This is a genomic window from Streptomyces sp. NPDC002130 (assembly GCF_040296465.1).
Classification (GTDB): Bacteria; Actinomycetota; Actinomycetes; order Streptomycetales; family Streptomycetaceae; genus Streptomyces.
The window spans coordinates 1-17,796 of record NZ_JBEOXI010000175.1 but is presented as its reverse complement, the minus strand read 5'-3'; the positions used below and the strand labels follow the sequence as shown (position 1 = coordinate 17,796).

Below are 17,796 nucleotides of genomic sequence, written 5' to 3'. Positions count from 1 at the left end.
TGCTCGTAGGGGATGTGCTTGAAGAGCAGGCCGCGCTCGTCGAGGTCGGCGGTGACCCGTGTTTCAGTGCTGGTGCCCCTGGGTGGGCTTCTCCTCCCCGAGGTCGGGTGGCGCGCAGTAGTCGACGTTGGATTCAGGGGAGATCAGGTCTCCGGATTCGACGTCGGTGCAGTAGGCGTCGAAGACCTCTCCTGCGGTGAGGGGTTCGAGTCCGTAGGAGCGCATGCGCCAGCCGTAGACGCGGTCGGGTGCGCCAGGGGCGGTGGCGCGGATGACGAGTCCTCCGGGGCTCTCGGTGGCCAGGCCGAGGGCCAGGACCGTGGTGAATTCGAGGGCTTCGGTTTCGTCCAGTTCCAGGGCGGCACCGTCGTCGGTGACGTGGAGGGCGGCGACGAGGGTTTCGGGTGGTCCGGTGACACTGCAGACGAGGTGGCGGTCGCCCGGTGGCGCTGTGTCGAGGATGCGGACCAGGAGCTCTGCGGCTCGGGTGAAGGCGGCGCGTCCGATGTCCTCACCGCAGGAGGTGCAGGCGCCCAGGCGGGCGAGGAGGGTGGTCGCGTACTCCCAGGTGGCCTGCCGTACGGCCTCGTCGACGAGGGCCGGGAGCAGGTCGGCCAGCGGCCGGCCGTCGTAGGGGAGGGTCGGGCCTGTCGCCGCGATCTGTGCGGTGAAGCGTGAGCGGCTCGACGGTGTGTCGGGGTCCAGGTCCTTCCGTGTGCAGAACTCCGCGTACTCCTCGGGGTCGAAGAGGGCCACCGTGGTGTGGCTGCCCCGCAGGGCCCTGGCCCTGAGGAGGGCCTCGACCTGTTTCAGATAGGTCGCGTGGTCGTCGAAGGTGAAGCTGCGGTAGCGCCGCATGGCCCGGAAGTCGTGATCGTCGGCCAGCAGGCCGATGGTGCCGGCGATTTCGCGGTGCAGGACGCGGCGCTTGGTCCGGTTGTCGGTGTGCGTCATGGTTCCCCCTGTGCACGGTCGATCAATGCTCACTCACAGTAACCGGCGGCACTGACAGTGGGAGCCGGCTCGACGATCGTGCGCTCGACCGACGGCGGAAGGCGCAGGTCGCAGCGGCTTGCGCTGCGGCCTGCGCTCTGAGCTCTGGTGACGGGGAGTTGTGAGACGGGGGGGCGGTGTCAGGCGCGTTTGCGGGCCAGCTCCTCGTAGAAGTTCAGCAGGCCGAGATTGTCGATGGAGCCCGGGTTGACCGCCTTCTCCAGCGGGGTGCCCTGGAGGAGGCGTTTGACGGGGACCTCGATGCGCTTGCCGGTGAGGGTGTGCGGGACGCCGGGCACTTCGATGATCTCGTCGGGGACGTGGCGTGGTGACAGTTGCTCGCGGATCGTCTGCTTGATCCGGTTCAGCAGGGCCTCGTCGAGGACGGCTCCGGGGGTCAGGTGCACGAAGAGGGGCATCCAGTAGCCGCCGTCGGGCTGTTCGATGCCGATGACGAGGGATTCCTTGATCTCGGGGAGTCTTTCGACGGCTTCGTAGATGTCGGCGGATCCCATGCGGACGCCCTGGCGGTTGAGCGTGGAGTCGGAGCGGCCGTGGATGACGACGGATCCGCGGGAGGTGAGGGTGATCCAGTCGCCGTGCCGCCACACGCCGGGGTAGGTGTCGAAGTAGCTGTCGTGGTAGCGGCTGCCGTCGGGGTCGTTCCAGAAGTGGATGGGCATCGACGGCATGGGGTTGGTGACGACGAGTTCGCCGACCTCGTCGACGAGGGGGCTGCCGTTGGGGTCCCAGGACTGCAGGTCGGTGCCGAGGCAGGGGGCCTGGAGTTCGCCGACGTGGACCGGGAGGGTCGGTACGGCTCCGGCGAAGCAGGAGCACACGTCGGTGCCGCCGCTGACGGAGGCGATCCACAGGTCGTCGCGGACCTCGTCGTGGAGCCAGCGGAATCCGTCGGGGGGCAGGGGCGAGCCGGTGGTGGCGACGCACTGGACGGAGGAGAGGTCGAAGTCGCGGGAGGGGTGCACGTCGGCCTTGCGGCAGGCCATGACGTAGGCGGCGGAGGTGCCGTAGAGGGTGGCCTTCGTGCGTTCGGCGATCCGCCACTGGGCGCCGGTGTCGGGGTAGCCGGGGCTGCCGTCGTAGAGGACGATCGTGGTGCCGGTGAGCAGGCCGGAGACGAGGAAGTTCCACATCATCCAGCCGGTCGAGGTGTACCAGAAGAAGCGGTCTTCCGGGCCGAGGTCGCAGTGCAGGCCGAGCTGCTTGAGGTGCTCGACGAGGATGCCGCCCTGGGACTGGACGATGGCCTTGGGCAGTCCGGTCGTACCGGAGGAGTAGAGCACCCACAGGGGGTGGTCGAAGGGCACCTGCTCGAAGACGGGGTCCGTGTCGGCGGAGGTGAGGGCCGACCAGTCCAGGGTGCCCTCGGGTGCCTCGGTGCCCAGGAGCGGGATGTGGATCACGGCCCGCAGGGTGGGGAGTTCGCGGCGCAGTTCGGTGACCACCTCGCGTCGGTCGTGCTCCTTGCCGCCGTAGCGGTAGCCGTCGACGGTGAAGAGCACGACGGGTTCGACCTGCTGGAAGCGGTCGAGGACGCTGCGGGCGCCGAAGTCGGGCGCGCAGGAGGTCCAGACGCCGCCGACTGCGGCTGTGGCGAGGAGGGCGACCACCGCCTGCGGGACGTTGGGGAGGTAGCCGCTGACGCGGTCGCCGGGGCGCACGCCGAGGGCGCGCAGTTCGGCGGCCAGGGAACCGACCTGGCGGCGCAGCTCGGCCCAGGTGACGGGGCGTGGTTCGTGGGTCTCGTCGACGTGCAGGAGGGCCGGTTCGTCGGCGCGGGTGGCGGATGCGCGCAGGGCGTGCTCGGCGTAGTTCAGGGTCGCCCCGGGGAACCACTCGGCGCCGGGCATCGAGCGGTCGCCGAGCACGCGCGCACAGGGCTGCGAGAAACGGACGTCGAACCACTCCGTGACGGCCTTCCAGAAGGTGTCCAGCTCGTCGACGGACCAGCGCTGCAGGGCCGCGTAGCCGCCCTCGGCGGGAGCGCCGTGGTGCTCGGCCGCCCAGGCCTGGAACCTGGTGATCCGTGCGCGGGCGATGCGCTCGGGGTCGGGCTGCCAGAGCGGCTGGGGACTAACGGTCGACATGGTCGGCTCCCGGACTGTGCGCGTCGTGTGCGTCCTCCGCGCACGGGCTGGGGTGTGCGCGTGAGCGGCTGGCACGGACAATGCCATGTGATCGACTTCGGCACCAGGGTGCGCCGCACATAGTCCGTGTCGTGAAGATGTGGTCCTGGCACGGGTGAACGGCAGTTGAACGACACGCCCGCGCGGGGCCGTCAGTGGCAGGGTGAACAGCATGAACGGTCGTGACCTGGTGCGTTCGGTGAAAGCGGTGGCTTCGGTGGGGGCGGCGCAGGGTGTGCGTACCGTACGAGCAGCGTGGCGCAGGCGCCGGGCCGACGCCACCGGGCTGCCGGCGCGCGGGGCGGAGCGTGCGCGGGTGCCCGGGCCGGTGGAGGACGTGGAGCCCGGGCCGGGGGGCGGTGTCGTCCGGTTCAGCCGGTCGGAGCTGCGGATTCTGGTCGCCGTGAACGGGGCCGTGTTCTGGGGCTGGGACGGGGCGGGGCCCGAGCCGTCCTACGCGCTGGCCGGACGCTGTCCGGAGCCGGATCCGCGGGCGGTTCTTGAGCCGGACAAGGACGGCGGCTGGCGTGTGGTGGCCGAGCGGGTGACGGTCGTGGTCTCGCGGCACGGCGCGGTGGAGGTACTGACTCCGGGCGGGGTCACCCTGCGACGTGATCTGCCGCCGCGGTGGTGGGAGCCGGTCGGCGGCGGCCCGGCGCGGTGGATGCAGCGGTCGGAGGTGGGCGCCGACGCGCGGTTCTTCGGCCTCGGAGGGCGTACCTCGGGTCCTCGGCTGCCGGACGGGACGTACCGGCTCTGGAACTCCGACCCCGGCCGCGCCTTCGCGCCCGGGGACGACCCGCTGTACATCACGATGCCGGTGCAGCTGGTGGTGTCCGACGGTGGTACGCATCTGGCGTTCCACGACAGCTCGTGGGACGGCACGGTGACGCTGCGCGAAGGCGAGGAGGGCGCGGGTTCCGGGCACGACCGTGCCGGGACGAGCGAGCTGCGGATGGACGGCGGTCCGCTGCGCTGCTGGGTGATGGTGGGGACCCCCGCGCGCGTGCTGCTCGCCTGGGCGTCGCTCACCGGGGCGCCCGCGCTGCCGCCCGCGTGGGCCCTTGGGCACCATCACGCACGGTGGGGGTTCGGCGGCGAGCAGGAGGTGCGGCGGATCGTCGCGGGCTACCTGGAGCACGGTCTGCCGCTGGACGCCGTGCACCTGGACATCGACCACCTCGACGCACATCAGGTGTTCACCGTCGACCAGGACCGCTTCCCGAAGCTGCCCGTGCTGGCCGAGGAGCTCCGGCGGGAGGGCATCCGGCTGGTGTCGATCGTCGGGCCGGGCGTGCAGGCCCTGCCGGGCCGTGCGGTGTACGACGCCGGGGCGGCCGAAGACGCGTTCGTGCGGGACGCCTCCGGGAAGGTGGTGGAGGGCGTCGTGTGGCCCGGCGAGGTGGTTTTTCCCGACTTCACGCACGCGCGCGTGCGTGCGTGGTGGGGCGCTCTGTACGAGGAGCGGCTCGCTCAGGGCTTTTCGGGCTTCTGGCACGACATGAACGAACCCACGTCGTTCACCGCCTTCGGGGAGTCGACGCTGCCGCGCTCGGCCCGGCACTCCCTCGAGGGGCGGGGCGGTGATCATCGTGAGGCGCACAACGTGTACGCGCTGTGCATGGCCAGGGCGGGCTTCGAAGGGTTGCGGAGGCTCGCGCCCGAGGAGCGGCCGTTCCTGTTGTCCCGTTCCGGGTGGGCCGGCATGCAGCGCTACGGAGGGACGTGGTCGGGGGACGTCGCCACCGGCTGGGCGGGGCTGCGGGCGTCCCTGGCCCTGGTGATGGGGCTCGGGCTGTGCGGCGTCCCGTACTCGGGTCCGGATGTCGGGGGGTTCGACGGGGATCCCTCTCCCGAGCTGTATCTGCGGTGGTTCCAGCTGGGCGCCTGTCTGCCGCTGTTCCGTACGCACGCGAGTGCGCGGGCGGGGCGCAGGGAACCGTGGGAGTTCGGTGGCGAGGTGCTGGAGCACGCGCGCGTTGCGCTTGTCGAGCGTCGGCGGCTGCTGCCGTACTTCACGACGCTGGCGCATCTGGCGCGGCGTACCGGAGCGCCCTATGTGCGGCCGCTGTGGTGGGCGGCGCCGGAGGAGCGGGCGCTGCGCGACTGCGAGGACGCCTTCCTGCTGGGTGACAGCCTGCTGGTGGCGCCGGTGCTGGACCCGGGTGTGGGCCGGCGTGCCGTTCGGTTGCCGCGGGGGCGCTGGTACGACGTAGCCACGGGGCAGGCGTACGAGGGGCCGGGGCAGGTGCTGGTCGACGCGCCGCTGTCGCGCATCCCGGTGTTCGCGCGCGCGGGTGCCGTGCTTCCGGTACGTGGGGAGGACGGGGGGCTGGAGCTGGAGGTGTGGGCGCCCGCCCGGGGACGGACCGGGGGCGGGCTGGTCGTGCCGGACGGGGGCGATGGGTGGGACGAGCCGGAGATCGAGCGCTACACCGCTCGGTGGAGGGGCTCCCGGGTGGTCGTCGAGCGGGAGGGTGAGGACGGCGGGGTTGCGCCGCCCTACCCGGTGCGGGTTCGCGGGACCGAGGAGTTGTGAGGTATGCCGGGACCGGGAGCCAGGAGCTGTGCCGGGACCGGGAGCCAGGAGCTGCGCCGGGACTGGGATTCGTCCGTCCCGCCGGCTCCGCGGGCCCGGTGTTTCGAGCTCCGCCGGCTCCGCGGGCCCGGGTGTCTCTATCTCCGCGGGGCCGGGGAGCTCATGAGGTCAGATGTACCGGCCCTCGAACCAGGCGCGGGCGGCCAGGGTGTGCAGGGGGAAGGCGAGTTCCTCGGGCCTGCGCAGGAGGTGCCAGCCCTCCGTCTCGTCCGTGGCGGCGGAGGAGGGCAGGCTCTCGGCCGGGCGTTCCGGGAGGAGGCCGAACAGCAGCAGGTGTCCGTCGGGTGAGCTCATCGCGTCGACGAGCCGTACGTCCCGGCCCGCCGCGTCGATGCCGGTTTCCTCCCGGAGCTCGCGTATGACGGCCTGCCGCCAGTCCTCGCGGTCATCGATGTAGCCGCCGGGCAGGGCGATGCCCCCGCGCGCGGGAGCGATGGTTCGGGTGATGACGACCAGGGCGGTGCCCTTGGTGTCGTAGACGGGCTGGAGGGCCACCGCGACCGGGAGCGGGTTGCGGTAGGCCACGGCCCCGCACACCGGGCAGGTGCGGGGCCAGCCGGTGATGCCCTCTCCGTAGGGCGCGCCGCAGCTCGAACAGTGGGAGTTCGGCGCGGAGTTGGAAGCGGAGTGCTGAGTTTCGGACACGCGGCGGACTGTAGCCGATCGCGGAGGCAGCGCCAGGAGCAGGCTGCTCAGTGAGCGCTGGTAAGGGATTTCCTGGCCACGGGGAAGTCGAAGTACGTGTCCGGATGGGCCTCGGGCTTGAAGGTGTAGTGCCACCACTCCTCCGGCAGGTTCACGAAGCCGAGGCCTTCCAGGGTGTTCTTGAGAAGCAGCCGGTTGGCGCGCTGTCGGCCCTGGACGCGTGGGTCGAGGGTGTGTGAGAGGGTGTCGAAGCAGTCGAAGCCCGTCCCCATGTCGATCGAGTTGTCCGGGAACCGCGCGCCCTGGGGCACGAAGCACGGCACGAGGGGCTCTCCTGGGTGGTAGGGTCGGGTCGGCTTCGCCGGGAGCCGGACGAGCGTGACGTCGAGGGTCGAACCGCGGCTGTGGCCGGATTTCGCCGCGATGTACCCGTCGGCGAACAGTCGCGTCTTGTCGACGTTCGGGTAGAACTCGCCCTTCATGGCCTGGTCGCCGAGGTCCTCGGCCCAGCGGACGAAGTGGTCCACCGCGCGCTGGGGCCGGTAGCAGTCGTAGACCTTGAGTGCGTAGCCCTGGCGCAGGAGCCTGCGTTGGGCCTTGCGGAGGGCTTCGGCGGCGGGGCGGGTGAGGATGCAGAGGGGCTGTTCGTAACCGTCGATGCGCTCGCCCACGAAGTTGTGCGGGGTGACGTAGCGCATCTCCTGAAGGATCGTCGGAACCACGCTTCTCAGCGCCACGAAGTCCTTCGGCGCCTTGGGATCGGTGTCGGCCCGGGCGGTCGGGGTGAGGGCGGTTGATGCCAGCAGGGCGGCGACCGTCGCGATCAGGGCACGTGTCACGGTGGTGAGTCGTGTCATGCCCCTGCATCTATCAGGAGAGTGGACGCCAGGGGAAGGACCGCATGCGACATGGCAACCGGCCGTCGGAACGGGCGAATTGACCCATAGTCTTACGCTGTGTGATCGAGCGGGAATCCTGCGTGAACGTCTCATGAACCGCGCTCGGGCGTGCGCCGGTGGCGTCCATCATGCTCCCGTGCCCTTCTGGACGGATACTCTCCGCTTCGCCTTCCAACCAGTGGTCAATCTGGCGACCGGCGCGGTCGCGGGGCTGGAGATACTCGCCCGCCCGGAGACCGGCGACATCCTCGCCGAAGCCCGCCGCGATCCCGAACTCGACTGCCGAGTGGCGGTGTCGGCGATCCGCGCGGCGGTGCGCAGGGAAACCCTGCTTCCACTGTTCGTCAACGTGTTCGCGGGGACCCTCGCGGATCTCGGCGGGCTGCCCACGCTGCACGACGCCGTGCGCGCGGCGGGGCGGCTCCCCTGGGAGGTGACGATCGACGTCTGCCCGCCGTACACACATGTGCCGCAGCAGGCTCTGCTGGAAGCGGTGAGCGCACTGCGGGGGCAGGGCTTCCGGATCTGCGCGGACGGTGTCGGGGACGGAGACGTGCCTCTGCGGCTGCTCTCGGACCTCTCGCCCGGCCTGGTGAAGCTGGACGCGTCGCTGCTGGCGCGACCCGCGGTGGTGCGGTCGATGCGGACTCTGTGCGACGAGCTGGGGGCGCTGCTGGCCGTGGAGGGCGTGGAGACCGAAGCGGAGTGCGCGGCAGCGCTCGCGGCCGGGGCGCAGCTGGCGCAGGGTGAGCTGTTCGCGCCGCCCGCGCGCCTGCCCGCCGCGGACGTCTACGTTCCGCCCCGCTCCCCCGCCGAGGTGGTCGCGCCGCGGTCCGGGCCGTCCGTGCGGGAGTTCGTCCGGCCCGCTGCTCTGCTTCCCGCGGCTGCCTCAGCGGGGCAGGTGCGAGCCCTGCTGACCGAGTCGCCGGAGGTGTCCGGCGTCCTGCTGGTGGACGCCGCCGGCGTGCCGGTCCGGTCGGTGCACCGCTCCCGCTTCCTGCTGTCGATGTCGGGGCGCTACGGGCACTCCCTGTACGCCGACCGGCCCGCCGCCAAGCTCGGTGATCCGCCGCGCACGGTGAGCGTCGACGCGACGGCCTGGGAGGTGCTGGACGTGGTGGCGGTCGGCCGTCGGGACCGCACCTCGGACGACGTGGCCGTTGTGGACGAGTACGGCCGGTGCGTGGGGGTCGTGCGGCTCGCGGACCTCGTGCGAGCGCTCGCCGAGACGCGGGTGGAGGAGGCGGTGGGGCTGAATCCGCTGACGCGGCTGCCCGGCTCGGACGCCATCACCGGCGAGGTGGACCGGCGGATCGCTGCGGGACGGGCGTTCGCGTTGAGCTGGCTGGACGTCGACCACTTCAAGCAGGTCAACGACGGGGCCGGTTTCGCGGCAGGCGACGAGCTGATCCGGGCGGTGGGCCGGGCGCTGCAGCGGGCCGCGGCGGACGGCACGCGCGTCGGACACGTCGGCGGGGACGACTTCCTGGTGCTCGCTGATCCGGACGGGCTCGATCCGCTGGCCGCCTCGGTGCTGGACGCTCCCTGGTCGGCGGGTGGCCGGCCGGTCACGTTGTCGCTCGCGACGCTGCTGTGCACGCCGGGCAGCCTGACCGACCACCGGGAGGCCGCGGCCTGCCTGGCCCCGTTGAAGAAGGCGGCGAAGGCGCTGCGCGGTGCGAGTTGGGTGATGGGCCGGGCGGGCGGGCCGGGCCATGAGACCCGCCGGGGATCGCCGCAGACGCCGATGCCTGCGCCTGCGCCTGCGCCTGCGCCTGCGCCTGCGGCAGTGTCGGAGGGCTGCGGGATGGTGGTCGAGAGGGGCGGACAGGGCGTCTGAGGCGGCTGGGAGAGGGATGAGTGGCGGAGACCCGACCTGGTCGGGGCTGCGGCGGTCACCGGGCGTCAGGGCGCATCCGTGGCGGCCACGGCCCCGGGGATCTCCTGCGGTTGAGAAACCGCCAGGTCAGGTGAATCCTGGACACTAGCAAGCCAGGAGTCAGGTGCGGCTGGGCCTTTGCCCCCCGGCGGAGTCCAGCGCAGGCCGGACACCATCAGCCAAGCCTCGCGCGGCTCATCCAGGCCCGCGCGGGTCCGGACAAGATCTGAACAACGACCCGACCGGGCGCCGCCGGACCGAGCAACCGGCCCGTCGGCCCGGCGCGAGCCCGGTGACCGTACGACGGCCGTCAACCGTTGCGGTCGGCGACCTTGACGCCCTTTGGGTGCCGGTGAACACTTCCGGTGTCAGTCGACATCGCCGTACATAGTCGGCGTATTCCGGCACTGCGGCGCGTGGATGCGCCTGCGCCAAGGCCCATTCCCGCACGGGCGGTTCGGCTGCGACGGCACGCTCGTCACGGATGCCGGGCGGGGCGCGGACGTTGTCCTGCCTTCGGCTGAAGTAGCCACGGGAAACGCACCCTGCAGGTGAGGACCGGGGCGGCTCGTCCCGGGCCAAGGCTGAGGAGCAGCCATGACTAACGGAGACATTTTCGTCGGCGAGATGATCGGCACGGCGATTCTGATCCTCTTCGGTGCCGGCGTGTGCGCCGCCGTCACCCTCAGATTCTCGAAGGCCCGGGCCGCCGGGTGGATCGTGATCGCCTTCGGCTGGGGATTCGGAGTGCTGGCCGGCGCGTACACCGCCGCTCCCCTCTCGGGAGGGCATCTCAACCCGGCCGTGACCTTCGGCCTCGCCGTCGACACCGGCGTGTGGAGCAAGGTGTGGGTCTATCTGCTGGGACAGATCACGGGCGCCATGATCGGTGCCATCCTCGCCTACCTCGTGTACCTCGCCCAGTTCCAGGCCAACGTGCGGAAGACGGGCACCACGGAGGGCACGGCCGACGAGCCGGTTCCGACGCTGGGCATCTTCTCCACGATCCCCGAGATCCGTAACCCCGTCGCCAACCTGATCACCGAGATCCTCGCCACCATCGCACTGGTGCTGCCCCTCCTCGCCCTGGTGGGCAACAACCGGCACGTCGAGGGCATCGGCATCGGGCAGATCGCCGGCGAGGAGGGCATCTACGGGTCCGGTATCGCGATCCTCCTGGTCTCTTTCCTGGTTGTCGGCATCGGCCTGTCCCTGGGTGGGCCCACCGGGTACGCCATCAACCCGGCGCGTGACCTCGGCCCGCGCATCATCCACTCCATCCTGCCGATCCCGAACAAGGGCACGTCCGACTGGGGCTACTCGTGGATCCCCGTGGTCGGACCACTGATCGGCGGCCTGCTGGGTGGCGTCATCTACAACGCAGCCTTCTGACACAGCCGAAGGGGTAGCCATGACGGACAACTCCGCGAAGTACGTCGCAGCCATCGACCAGGGCACCACGTCGAGCCGCTGCATCGTCTTCGACCAGGACGGCGCGATCGTCGCCGTGGACCAGCGCGAGCACCGCCAGATCTTCCCGAAACCCGGCTGGGTGGAGCACGACGCCACCGAGATCTGGTCGAAGGTGCAGGCGGTGGTGGCAGGGGCGATCGCCAAGGCCGGTCTGAGGGCCGACCAGCTGAGCGCGATGGGGATCACCAACCAACGCGAGACGACCCTCCTGTGGGACCGGGCGACCGGCAAGCCGGTGCACAACGCCATCGTGTGGCAGGACACTCGGACGGCCGCGCTGTGCAACCAGCTGGGCGGATCGGACGGGCAGGACCGTTTCCGCGAGCAGACGGGTCTGCCGCTGGCGACCTACTTCTCCGGGCCCAAGGCCGCCTGGCTGCTCGACAACGTGCCCGACCTCCGGGCCCGTGCCGAACGCGGCGAGATCGCCTTCGGCACCATGGACTCCTGGCTGATCTGGAACCTCACGGGCGGCACGGACGGCGGGCAGCACGTCACCGACGTGACCAACGCCGGACGCACCATGCTGATGAACCTGGAGACCCTCCAGTGGGACCCCTCGATCCTCTCGGCGATGAACATCCCCGAGGCCATGCTGCCCGAGATCCGCTCCTCCTCCGAGGTGTACGGCACCGCCATCGGCCAGCTCGCCGGTGTGCCCGTGGCCTCCGCGCTGGGCGACCAGCAGGCGGCCGTGTTCGGGCAGGCCTGCTATGACGTCGGCACTGCCAAGAACACGTACGGCACGGGAAGCTTCCTGCTGCTCAACACGGGCGACCGCCCGGTGCAGTCGAAGAGCGGACTGCTGACGACGATGGGGTACAAGATCGGCACCGAGGCGCCGGTCTACTGCCTTGAGGGCGCGATCGCCATCACAGGCGCGCTGGTCCAGTGGTTCCGTGACCAGCTCGGCATCATCCGCACGGCCGACGAGATCGAGCCCCTCGCGGCGAGCGTCGAGGACAACGGCGGCGCGTACATCGTTCCGGCGTTCTCGGGCCTGTTCGCCCCCTACTGGCGCTCCGACGCGCGTGGCGTGGTCACCGGCCTGACCCGGTACGTCACGAAGGCGCACCTCGCGCGTGCGGTGCTGGAGGCGACGAGCTGGCAGACCCGCGAGGTCGTGGACGCCATGTACCAGGACTCCGGGGTGCACATCACCACCCTGAAGGTCGACGGCGGCATGACGAAGAACAACCTGCTCATGCAGCACCAGTCGGACGTGCTCGACGTCCCGGTGGTGCGGCCCAAGGTCTCCGAGACGACCTGTCTGGGCGCCGCGTACGCGGCCGGTCTGGCCACCGGGGTGTGGAACGACCTGGACGAGCTCAAGGCGCACTGGCAGAAGGACGTCGAGTGGACGCCGAACATGGAGGCGTCGGTGCGGGACCGCGAGTACCACAACTGGCGCAAGGCCGTGGAGAAGAGCTTCGGCTGGGAGGAGGACGGCGACAGCTGACCCACGCGCGCGCGTGGAGCGTCGCTCACGGCTGCGGCCCGTACCCCGGTCGGCGGGGGTGCGGGCCGCGTCCGCGGCTCGGGCGGCGTCAGCGGTTCAGGCGGCGTCAGCCGGTGACGGCCTCGCGGCGGTCGGCCGCGTACGCCATGGCGTGCTGGACGACGCCGATGAGTGCCTCCTTGACCGACTCGCGGTCGCGGGCGTCGCACATCAGGAGCGGCACGCCCTCGTCGAGGTCGAGGGCCTGGCGGACGTCCTCGATCGGGTAACGGGGAGCGCCCTCGAAGCAGTTGACGCCGACGAGGAAGGGGATCGAGCGCCGTTCGAAGTAGTCGACGGCGGCGAAGCAGTCCTCCAGGCGACGGGTGTCGGCGAGCACGACGGCACCGAGCGCACCCTCGGAGAGTTCGTCCCACATGAACCAGAACCGCTCCTGGCCGGGCGTTCCGAAGAGGTACAGCACGAGGTCGTCGCGGAGGGTGATGCGGCCGAAGTCCATGGCCACGGTCGTCGTGTGCTTGCCTTCCACGCCGCTGGTGTCGTCGACCGGGCGCCCGGCCTCGGTGAGCAGCTCCTCGGTGCGCAGCGGCCTGATCTCGCTGACTGCGCCGACGAGCGTGGTCTTGCCCACCCCGAAGCCGCCGGCCACGAGGATCTTGAGCGTGACGGGCTCGACCGGAGGCTTGCCACGCTCAGAACGCCCGAAGATCATCGATCTCTTCTCCTGCTTGATGGGGGTCGGGCGACGGCGGGCCGTAGCCTCCGCCGCCTGGGGTTTCGATGACGAGTACGTCACCGCTGACGAGGTCCGCGGAGTCGCTGCCGCCCAGTTCGGTCACCGTGCCGTCGGCGTGCTCCACCCGGTTGGTTCCGAGAGCGCCCGGCTTACCGCCCGCCATGCCGTACGGGGCGACTCGGCGGTGCTGGGACAGCGTGGAGACGGTCATGGGTTCGAGGAAGCGGACTCGGCGTACGGCGCCGTCCCCGCCGTGCCACCGTCCGGCGCCGCCGCTGCCGCGACGGACGGCGAACTCCTCGAGGCGTACGGGCAGTCGCCATTCCAGGACCTCGGGGTCGGTGAGGCGGGAGTTGGTCATGTGGGTCTGGACGACGGGCGCGCCGGGGAAGCCGTCGCCCGCTCCGGAACCTGAGGCGACGGTTTCGTAGTACTGGTGACGTTCGTTGCCGAAGGTGACGTTGTTCATGGTCCCGGAACCCTCGGCCTGGACGCCGAGCGCCGCGTAGAGGGCGCCGGTGACGGCCTGCGACGTCTCCACGTTGCCCGCGACGACGGCGGCGGGCGGCTCGGGGGCGAGCAGACAGCCGGGCGGGACGACGATGTTCAAGGGACGCAGACAGCCGTCGTTGAGGGGGATGTCGTCGGCGACGAGGGTGCGGAAGACGTACAGGACGGCCGCGTTGACGACCGAGAAGGGGGCGTTGAAGTTGGTCGGCAGTTGCGCGGACGTGCCGGTGAAGTCGATGGTCGCGGCCCGGTCCTCGCGGTCCACCCGCACGGCCACGCGGATGACGGCTCCCGAGTCGGTCTCGTAGGCGTACTCGCCGTCGTCGAGGGCGTCGATGACGCGGCGTACGGCTTCTTCTGCGTTGTCCTGGACGTGCCTCATGTAGGCCTGGACGACGTCGAGGCCGTAGTCCTGGATCATGCGGCCGACCTCGTCGACGCCCTTCTGGTTGGCGGCGATCTGGGCGCGCAGGTCGGCGAGGTTGGTCTTCGGGTTGCGGGAGGGGTACGGCGCCTCGGTGAGCAGGCGGAGGGTCTCCTCCTCGCGGAAGCGGCCGTTCTCGGCGAGCAGCCAGTTGTCGAAGAGGACGCCCTCCTCCTCGATGGTGCGGCTGCCCGCCGGCATGGAGCCGGGGGCGATGCCGCCGATCTCGGCGTGGTGGCCCCGGGAGGCGACGTAGAAGAGGATCTTCGGGTCAACCCCTGTTTCGTCACTCTCCGTGCCGGTCGCCGGTGTCGTGTCGAAGACCGGGGTGATCACGGTGACGTCCGGCAGGTGGGTGCCGCCGTGGTACGGGTCGTTGACCGCGTAGGTGTCGCCCGGGCGCATGCGGGCGCCGCGCCGGCGGATGACCTCCTTGACGCTCGTGCCCATCGAGCCCAGGTGAACGGGAATGTGCGGCGCGTTGGCCACCAGGTTTCCGTCAGGGTCGAAGAGGGCGCAGGAGAAGTCCAGGCGCTCCTTGATGTTGACGGACTGGGCGGTGGATTCGAGGCGGGCGCCCATCTGCTCGGCGATCGACATGAAGAGGTTGTTGAAGACCTCAAGCAGAACCGGGTCGACTTCCGTGCCGAGATCGGAACTCTCCGTAATCGCGGCGCGTTCCATGACCAGATGCCCGTCGACGGTCGCCGCGGCCCGCCAGCCGTCGTCGACGACTGTCGTGGAACCGGCTTCGGTGATGATCGCCGGGCCGGTGACGGTGTCGCCGGGGGGAAGGTCCTCGCGGCGGCGGAGGGGCACGTCGCGCCAGATGCCGCCCGTGTGGAGACGGACCGTCCGGGGCGCGGCGGGGGCGCGGTCGGGGCTGCCGCCGGGGGTGGTGTCGGAGGCGGCTGCGTCGGCTGCGTGGGGAGCGAGAGCGGACAGATCGGGGGGTGCGGTGATGCCGGTGGCTTCGACGGAGAGGGCTTCCACGACGATCGGGCGGTCGAGTGTGAAGGAGTACGTGGCGCGATGACGTTCTTCGAAGGCGTGCCGCATCGTGCCGGGCTCGGTCAGCTCGACGGTGAGGGTGGTGTCGGTGCCGTCGTAGCGGAGTTCCGCGCGGCGGGTGATGTGGATGTGCTCCTCGGGGACGTCCTCGGCGAGGAGTTCGGCGCGGGCCGCCGCTTCGAGGTCTTCGGCGGTCCTGAGGACGCCGGGCATGGAGGCGGGTTCGAGAGGTGCTTCGACGGACTGCTCGCGCATGGCGGTGGTGTCGGCGAGTCCGATCCCGAGTGCGGACAGGACTCCGGCCATGGGCGGCACGAGGACGGTGCGGATGCCGAGGGCGTCGGCGACCATGCAGGCGTGCTGGCCTCCCGCGCCGCCGAACGTGGTGAGGGCGTAGCGGGTGACGTCGTGGCCCTTCTGGACGGAGATCCGCTTCACGGCGGACGCGATGTTGGCCACCGCGATCTGCAGGTACCCCTCGGCGACCTGTTCCGGTGTGCGGTCGTCGCCGGTCCGCTCGCCGATGAGGCCGGCGAGGGCGGTGAAGCGGTCGCGGACGAGTGCCTCGTCCAGGGGCTCGTCACCGTTCGGGCCGAACACCTGTGGGAAGTGGGCCGGCTGGATCCGGCCGAGCATGACGTTGGCGTCGGTGACGGCGAGCGGCCCGCCACCGCGGTAGCAGGCGGGCCCCGGCTCCGCGCCCGCCGAATCCGGCCCTACGCGGTAGCGGGAGCCGTCGAAGTGCAGGACCGACCCGCCGCCGGCCGCGACGGTGTGGATGTCGAGCATGGGGGCGCGCAGCCGGACGCCGGCGATCCGGCTGGTGAACACCCGCTCGTACGCACCCGCGAAGTGGGAGACGTCGGTGGAGGTGCCGCCCATGTCGAAGCCGATGACCCGGTCGAAGCCGGCGAGCTGGGACATGCGGGCCATGCCGACGATGCCGCCGGCCGGCCCGGACAGGATGGCGTCCTTCCCGCGGAACTGCCCGGCCTCGGTGAGGCCGCCGTTGGACTGCATGAACATCAGCCGTACGCCTTCGAGCTCGTCGGCGACGTGCCGGACGTAGCGGCGCAGCACGGGCGAGAGGTAGGCGTCGACGACGGCGGTGTCCCCACGGGGGACGAGCTTCATCAGGGGACTCGTCGCGCTGGAGAGCGAGATCTGCGGAAAGCCGATGCGGGCGGCGAGCTCCCCGACGGTCTGTTCGTGCGCCGGGTGGAGGTGGCTGTGCATGCAGACCACGGCGACGGCCCGGATCCCGTCGTCGTACGCCTCCTGGAGCGGCCCGGTGAGGGCCTCCAGGTCGGGAGCGCGCAGGACGGTGCCGTCGGCGGCGATGCGCTCGTCGACCTCGACGACCCGCTGGTACAGCAGTTCCGGCAGGTCGATGCGGCGGGCGAAGATGTTCGGGCGGTTCTGGTAGGCGATGCGCAGGGCGTCGCGGAAGCCACGGGTGATGAGCAGGAGAGTGCGCTCGCCCGTGCGCTCCAGGAGGGCGTTGGTGGCGACGGTGGTCCCCATGCAGACGCTGTCGACGGGGTCGCCGGAGCCGGCCAGCAGGATGCGGACGCCCTCGACCGCGGCGTCTGCGTAGCGCGCGGGGTTGTCCGAGAGCAGCTTGTGCGTGAGCAGCCGGCCGTCCGGGCGCCGGGCGACGACGTCGGTGAAGGTGCCGCCGCGGTCCACCCAGAACTGCCAGCCAGTCACGTCAGTACCCCGCTTCCGCGCTGCTCACAGCGCTCGGAGGCCGTTGATCACGTCGCGCAGAATACTCTCGTCCGGCAGCTCGGCAGGGGGCACGGGCCGGTTCACATGGACGAATTCCGCGTCCACGAGATCTCCGACGAGGACCCGTACCACTCCGATCGGCAGGTCGAGTTCCGCTGCGAGTTCGGCGACCGACTGCGGGATGTCGCGGCACAGTTCGACGATATCCACATGCTCCGGGGAGAGCATGTGGTCGGCTTCCGGATCGTCCGCCAGCGGCTCCGCGACCACGACCGCGATCAGGTCCAGGCGATGCTGGCCCTGGCTGCTGGTGCGGCCGCGGGTCATGGCGTACGGGCGGACGACCGGTCCGGCTTCGTCGTCGAACCAGTGGCTTCTTCCCTGACCGTCAGCGCTCATGCCATCCCACTACCCGCCTGCGGGCAGATCGGTGCGCGGTGCGGCCGCGAGATGCACGCCCACCCGCTTCACCAGGAGCGTCATCTCGTAGGCGACCTGGCCGACGTCCGAGTCGGCGTCCGAGAGGACGGCGAGACAGCTGCCGTCACCGGCGGCCGTCACGAACAGGAAGGCATCGTCGAGCTCGACGACCGTCTGGCGGACGTTGCCGGCCTCGAAGTGGCGTCCCACGCCCTTGGCGAGGCTGTGGAACCCGGAGGCGACGGCAGCCAGGTGTTCGCTGTCCTCCCTGGTCAGGTCCTTGGACAAGCCCGTCGGCAAACCGTCGCCGGAGAGCACGAGGGCCTTGCGGATGCTCGCGACACGGTCCACCAGATCATCGAGGAGCCAGTTCAGCTCCCCCTTGTTGGTCGCGGTGTGGCCGGTCGCCTTCGGTGCGGTCATCGACCGTCCCCCTCTGTCGTTCCTTGTGGTGCTGCGCCGCTGTGGGCGTCATCGCCCGCGGCGTTCTCCTCACGGCCGCGCTGCCAGCCTCGCTGGAGCGATGCCATGCGGCTGCGTACTTCCTCGGCGTCGCGTTCGACGGGCTCGGCCCTGTCCTCGCTGCGCGGCTCCGAGCTCCGCTTCAGCTGCGGGGCCAGGTTGGCCTGTCGGACGCGCCGGGGCAGTGGGGCGGTGCCGGAACCGGACTGTGGTGCGGATCCGGTCCCCCGGGGCGCTGCGCCCGAGCCCGTCTCGTGGCCCGGGGCACCGCCGGTGGTGGCCGGCGTAGGGCCGGAGCGGTGGTCCGATCGTTCCGGGCCGCTCGAGGCGATCTCCGCGCGGCGGGTCCGCCTGGGGAGTGCGGACGGCTCCGACCGGTCGGCGGCGGCGCCGCCGGGTGAGGCGGGG

At 71.0% G+C, this 17,796-nt stretch carries 12 protein-coding genes and 1 pseudogene; 4 read left to right on the top strand and 9 right to left on the bottom strand.

Annotation, left to right across the window (positions count from 1 at the left end):
* Positions 1–63 precede the first annotated feature (63 nt).
* Together ABT116_RS28350 and ABT116_RS28345 are read right to left on the bottom strand one after the other, a co-directional pair.
* A complete protein-coding gene (locus ABT116_RS28350) occupies positions 64–954 on the bottom strand; it encodes a DUF8829 domain-containing protein (protein WP_351639592.1) in 891 nt (296 codons plus the stop codon).
* Positions 955–1,133: 179 nt separating this feature from the next.
* Positions 1,134–3,101, bottom strand: a complete 1,968-nt coding sequence (locus tag ABT116_RS28345; protein ID WP_351639587.1) for an acetoacetate--CoA ligase — start codon at positions 3,099–3,101, stop codon at positions 1,134–1,136.
* A gap of 211 nt (positions 3,102–3,312) precedes the next feature.
* Between ABT116_RS28345 and ABT116_RS28340 the strand changes: the two genes are divergently transcribed.
* Positions 3,313–5,679: a glycoside hydrolase family 31 protein gene (locus ABT116_RS28340; protein ID WP_351639582.1), complete on the top strand. Its 2,367-nt coding sequence runs from the start codon at positions 3,313–3,315 to the stop codon at positions 5,677–5,679.
* A gap of 168 nt (positions 5,680–5,847) precedes the next feature.
* Here ABT116_RS28340 and ABT116_RS28335 read toward each other — a convergent pair whose 3' ends face one another.
* Positions 5,848–6,384 carry an NUDIX domain-containing protein gene (locus tag ABT116_RS28335; RefSeq protein WP_344454828.1) on the bottom strand — a complete coding sequence of 179 codons (537 nt, stop codon included), beginning with the start codon at positions 6,382–6,384 and terminating at the stop codon, positions 5,848–5,850.
* 47 nt (positions 6,385–6,431) lie between these two features.
* On the bottom strand, positions 6,432–7,241 hold the full coding sequence (locus tag ABT116_RS28330) for a M15 family metallopeptidase (protein WP_351639578.1): 810 nt from the start codon (positions 7,239–7,241) through the stop codon (positions 6,432–6,434).
* A 178-nt stretch (positions 7,242–7,419) separates the two neighbouring features.
* Here ABT116_RS28330 and ABT116_RS28325 point away from each other — a divergent pair, with 178 nt between their 5' ends.
* The 3 genes from ABT116_RS28325 to glpK all read left to right on the top strand — a co-directional run bounded on the left by ABT116_RS28325 (position 7,420) and on the right by glpK (position 12,094).
* Positions 7,420–9,123: an EAL domain-containing protein gene (locus tag ABT116_RS28325; RefSeq protein WP_351639576.1), complete on the top strand. Its 1,704-nt coding sequence runs from the start codon at positions 7,420–7,422 to the stop codon at positions 9,121–9,123.
* Positions 9,124–9,759: 636 nt separating this feature from the next.
* Positions 9,760–10,554 carry an MIP/aquaporin family protein gene (locus tag ABT116_RS28320; RefSeq protein WP_351639571.1) on the top strand — a complete coding sequence of 265 codons (795 nt, stop codon included), beginning with the start codon at positions 9,760–9,762 and terminating at the stop codon, positions 10,552–10,554.
* A 19-nt stretch (positions 10,555–10,573) separates the two neighbouring features.
* Positions 10,574–12,094 carry a glycerol kinase GlpK gene (gene glpK, locus ABT116_RS28315; protein WP_351639565.1) on the top strand — a complete coding sequence of 507 codons (1,521 nt, stop codon included), beginning with the start codon at positions 10,574–10,576 and terminating at the stop codon, positions 12,092–12,094.
* A gap of 106 nt (positions 12,095–12,200) precedes the next feature.
* On the opposite strand, the gene ABT116_RS28310 is transcribed toward glpK, so the two are convergent.
* The 5 genes and pseudogenes from ABT116_RS28310 to ABT116_RS28290 form a co-directional block, all read right to left on the bottom strand.
* On the bottom strand, positions 12,201–12,806 hold the full coding sequence (locus ABT116_RS28310) for a GTP-binding protein (RefSeq protein WP_351639562.1): 606 nt from the start codon (positions 12,804–12,806) through the stop codon (positions 12,201–12,203).
* Entirely contained in the window at positions 12,787–16,485 is a 3,699-nt protein-coding gene (locus tag ABT116_RS28305; protein ID WP_351639558.1) for a hydantoinase B/oxoprolinase family protein, read from the bottom strand. The genes ABT116_RS28310 and ABT116_RS28305 overlap by 20 nt, the downstream gene beginning before the upstream one ends.
* 24 nt (positions 16,486–16,509) lie before the next feature.
* Positions 16,510–16,905, bottom strand: a complete 396-nt coding sequence (locus tag ABT116_RS28300) for a DUF742 domain-containing protein (RefSeq protein WP_351639554.1) — start codon at positions 16,903–16,905, stop codon at positions 16,510–16,512.
* 9 nt (positions 16,906–16,914) lie between these two features.
* Positions 16,915–17,349, bottom strand: a complete 435-nt coding sequence (locus ABT116_RS28295; RefSeq protein ID WP_351639549.1) for a roadblock/LC7 domain-containing protein — start codon at positions 17,347–17,349, stop codon at positions 16,915–16,917.
* Positions 17,346–17,796, bottom strand: a pseudogene (locus ABT116_RS28290) (histidine kinase); the annotation flags it as partial. The gene ABT116_RS28295 and the pseudogene ABT116_RS28290, both read right to left, overlap by 4 nt.

Excerpts from the sequence above, each read along its gene's own strand:
- ABT116_RS28345 (WP_351639587.1), bottom strand. The coding sequence starts at position 3,101 with ATGTCGACCGTTAGTCCCCAGCCGCTCTGGCAGCCCGACCCCGAGCGC.
- ABT116_RS28300 (WP_351639554.1), bottom strand. The coding sequence starts at position 16,905 with ATGAGCGCTGACGGTCAGGGAAGAAGCCACTGGTTCGACGACGAAGCC.
- ABT116_RS28295 (WP_351639549.1), bottom strand. The coding sequence starts at position 17,349 with ATGACCGCACCGAAGGCGACCGGCCACACCGCGACCAACAAGGGGGAG.
- ABT116_RS28310 (WP_351639562.1), bottom strand. The coding sequence starts at position 12,806 with ATGATCTTCGGGCGTTCTGAGCGTGGCAAGCCTCCGGTCGAGCCCGTC.
- ABT116_RS28330 (WP_351639578.1), bottom strand. The coding sequence starts at position 7,241 with ATGACACGACTCACCACCGTGACACGTGCCCTGATCGCGACGGTCGCC.
- ABT116_RS28320 (WP_351639571.1), top strand. The coding sequence starts at position 9,760 with ATGACTAACGGAGACATTTTCGTCGGCGAGATGATCGGCACGGCGATT.
- glpK (WP_351639565.1), top strand. The coding sequence starts at position 10,574 with ATGACGGACAACTCCGCGAAGTACGTCGCAGCCATCGACCAGGGCACC.
- ABT116_RS28340 (WP_351639582.1), top strand. The coding sequence starts at position 3,313 with ATGAACGGTCGTGACCTGGTGCGTTCGGTGAAAGCGGTGGCTTCGGTG.
- ABT116_RS28350 (WP_351639592.1), bottom strand. The coding sequence starts at position 954 with ATGACGCACACCGACAACCGGACCAAGCGCCGCGTCCTGCACCGCGAA.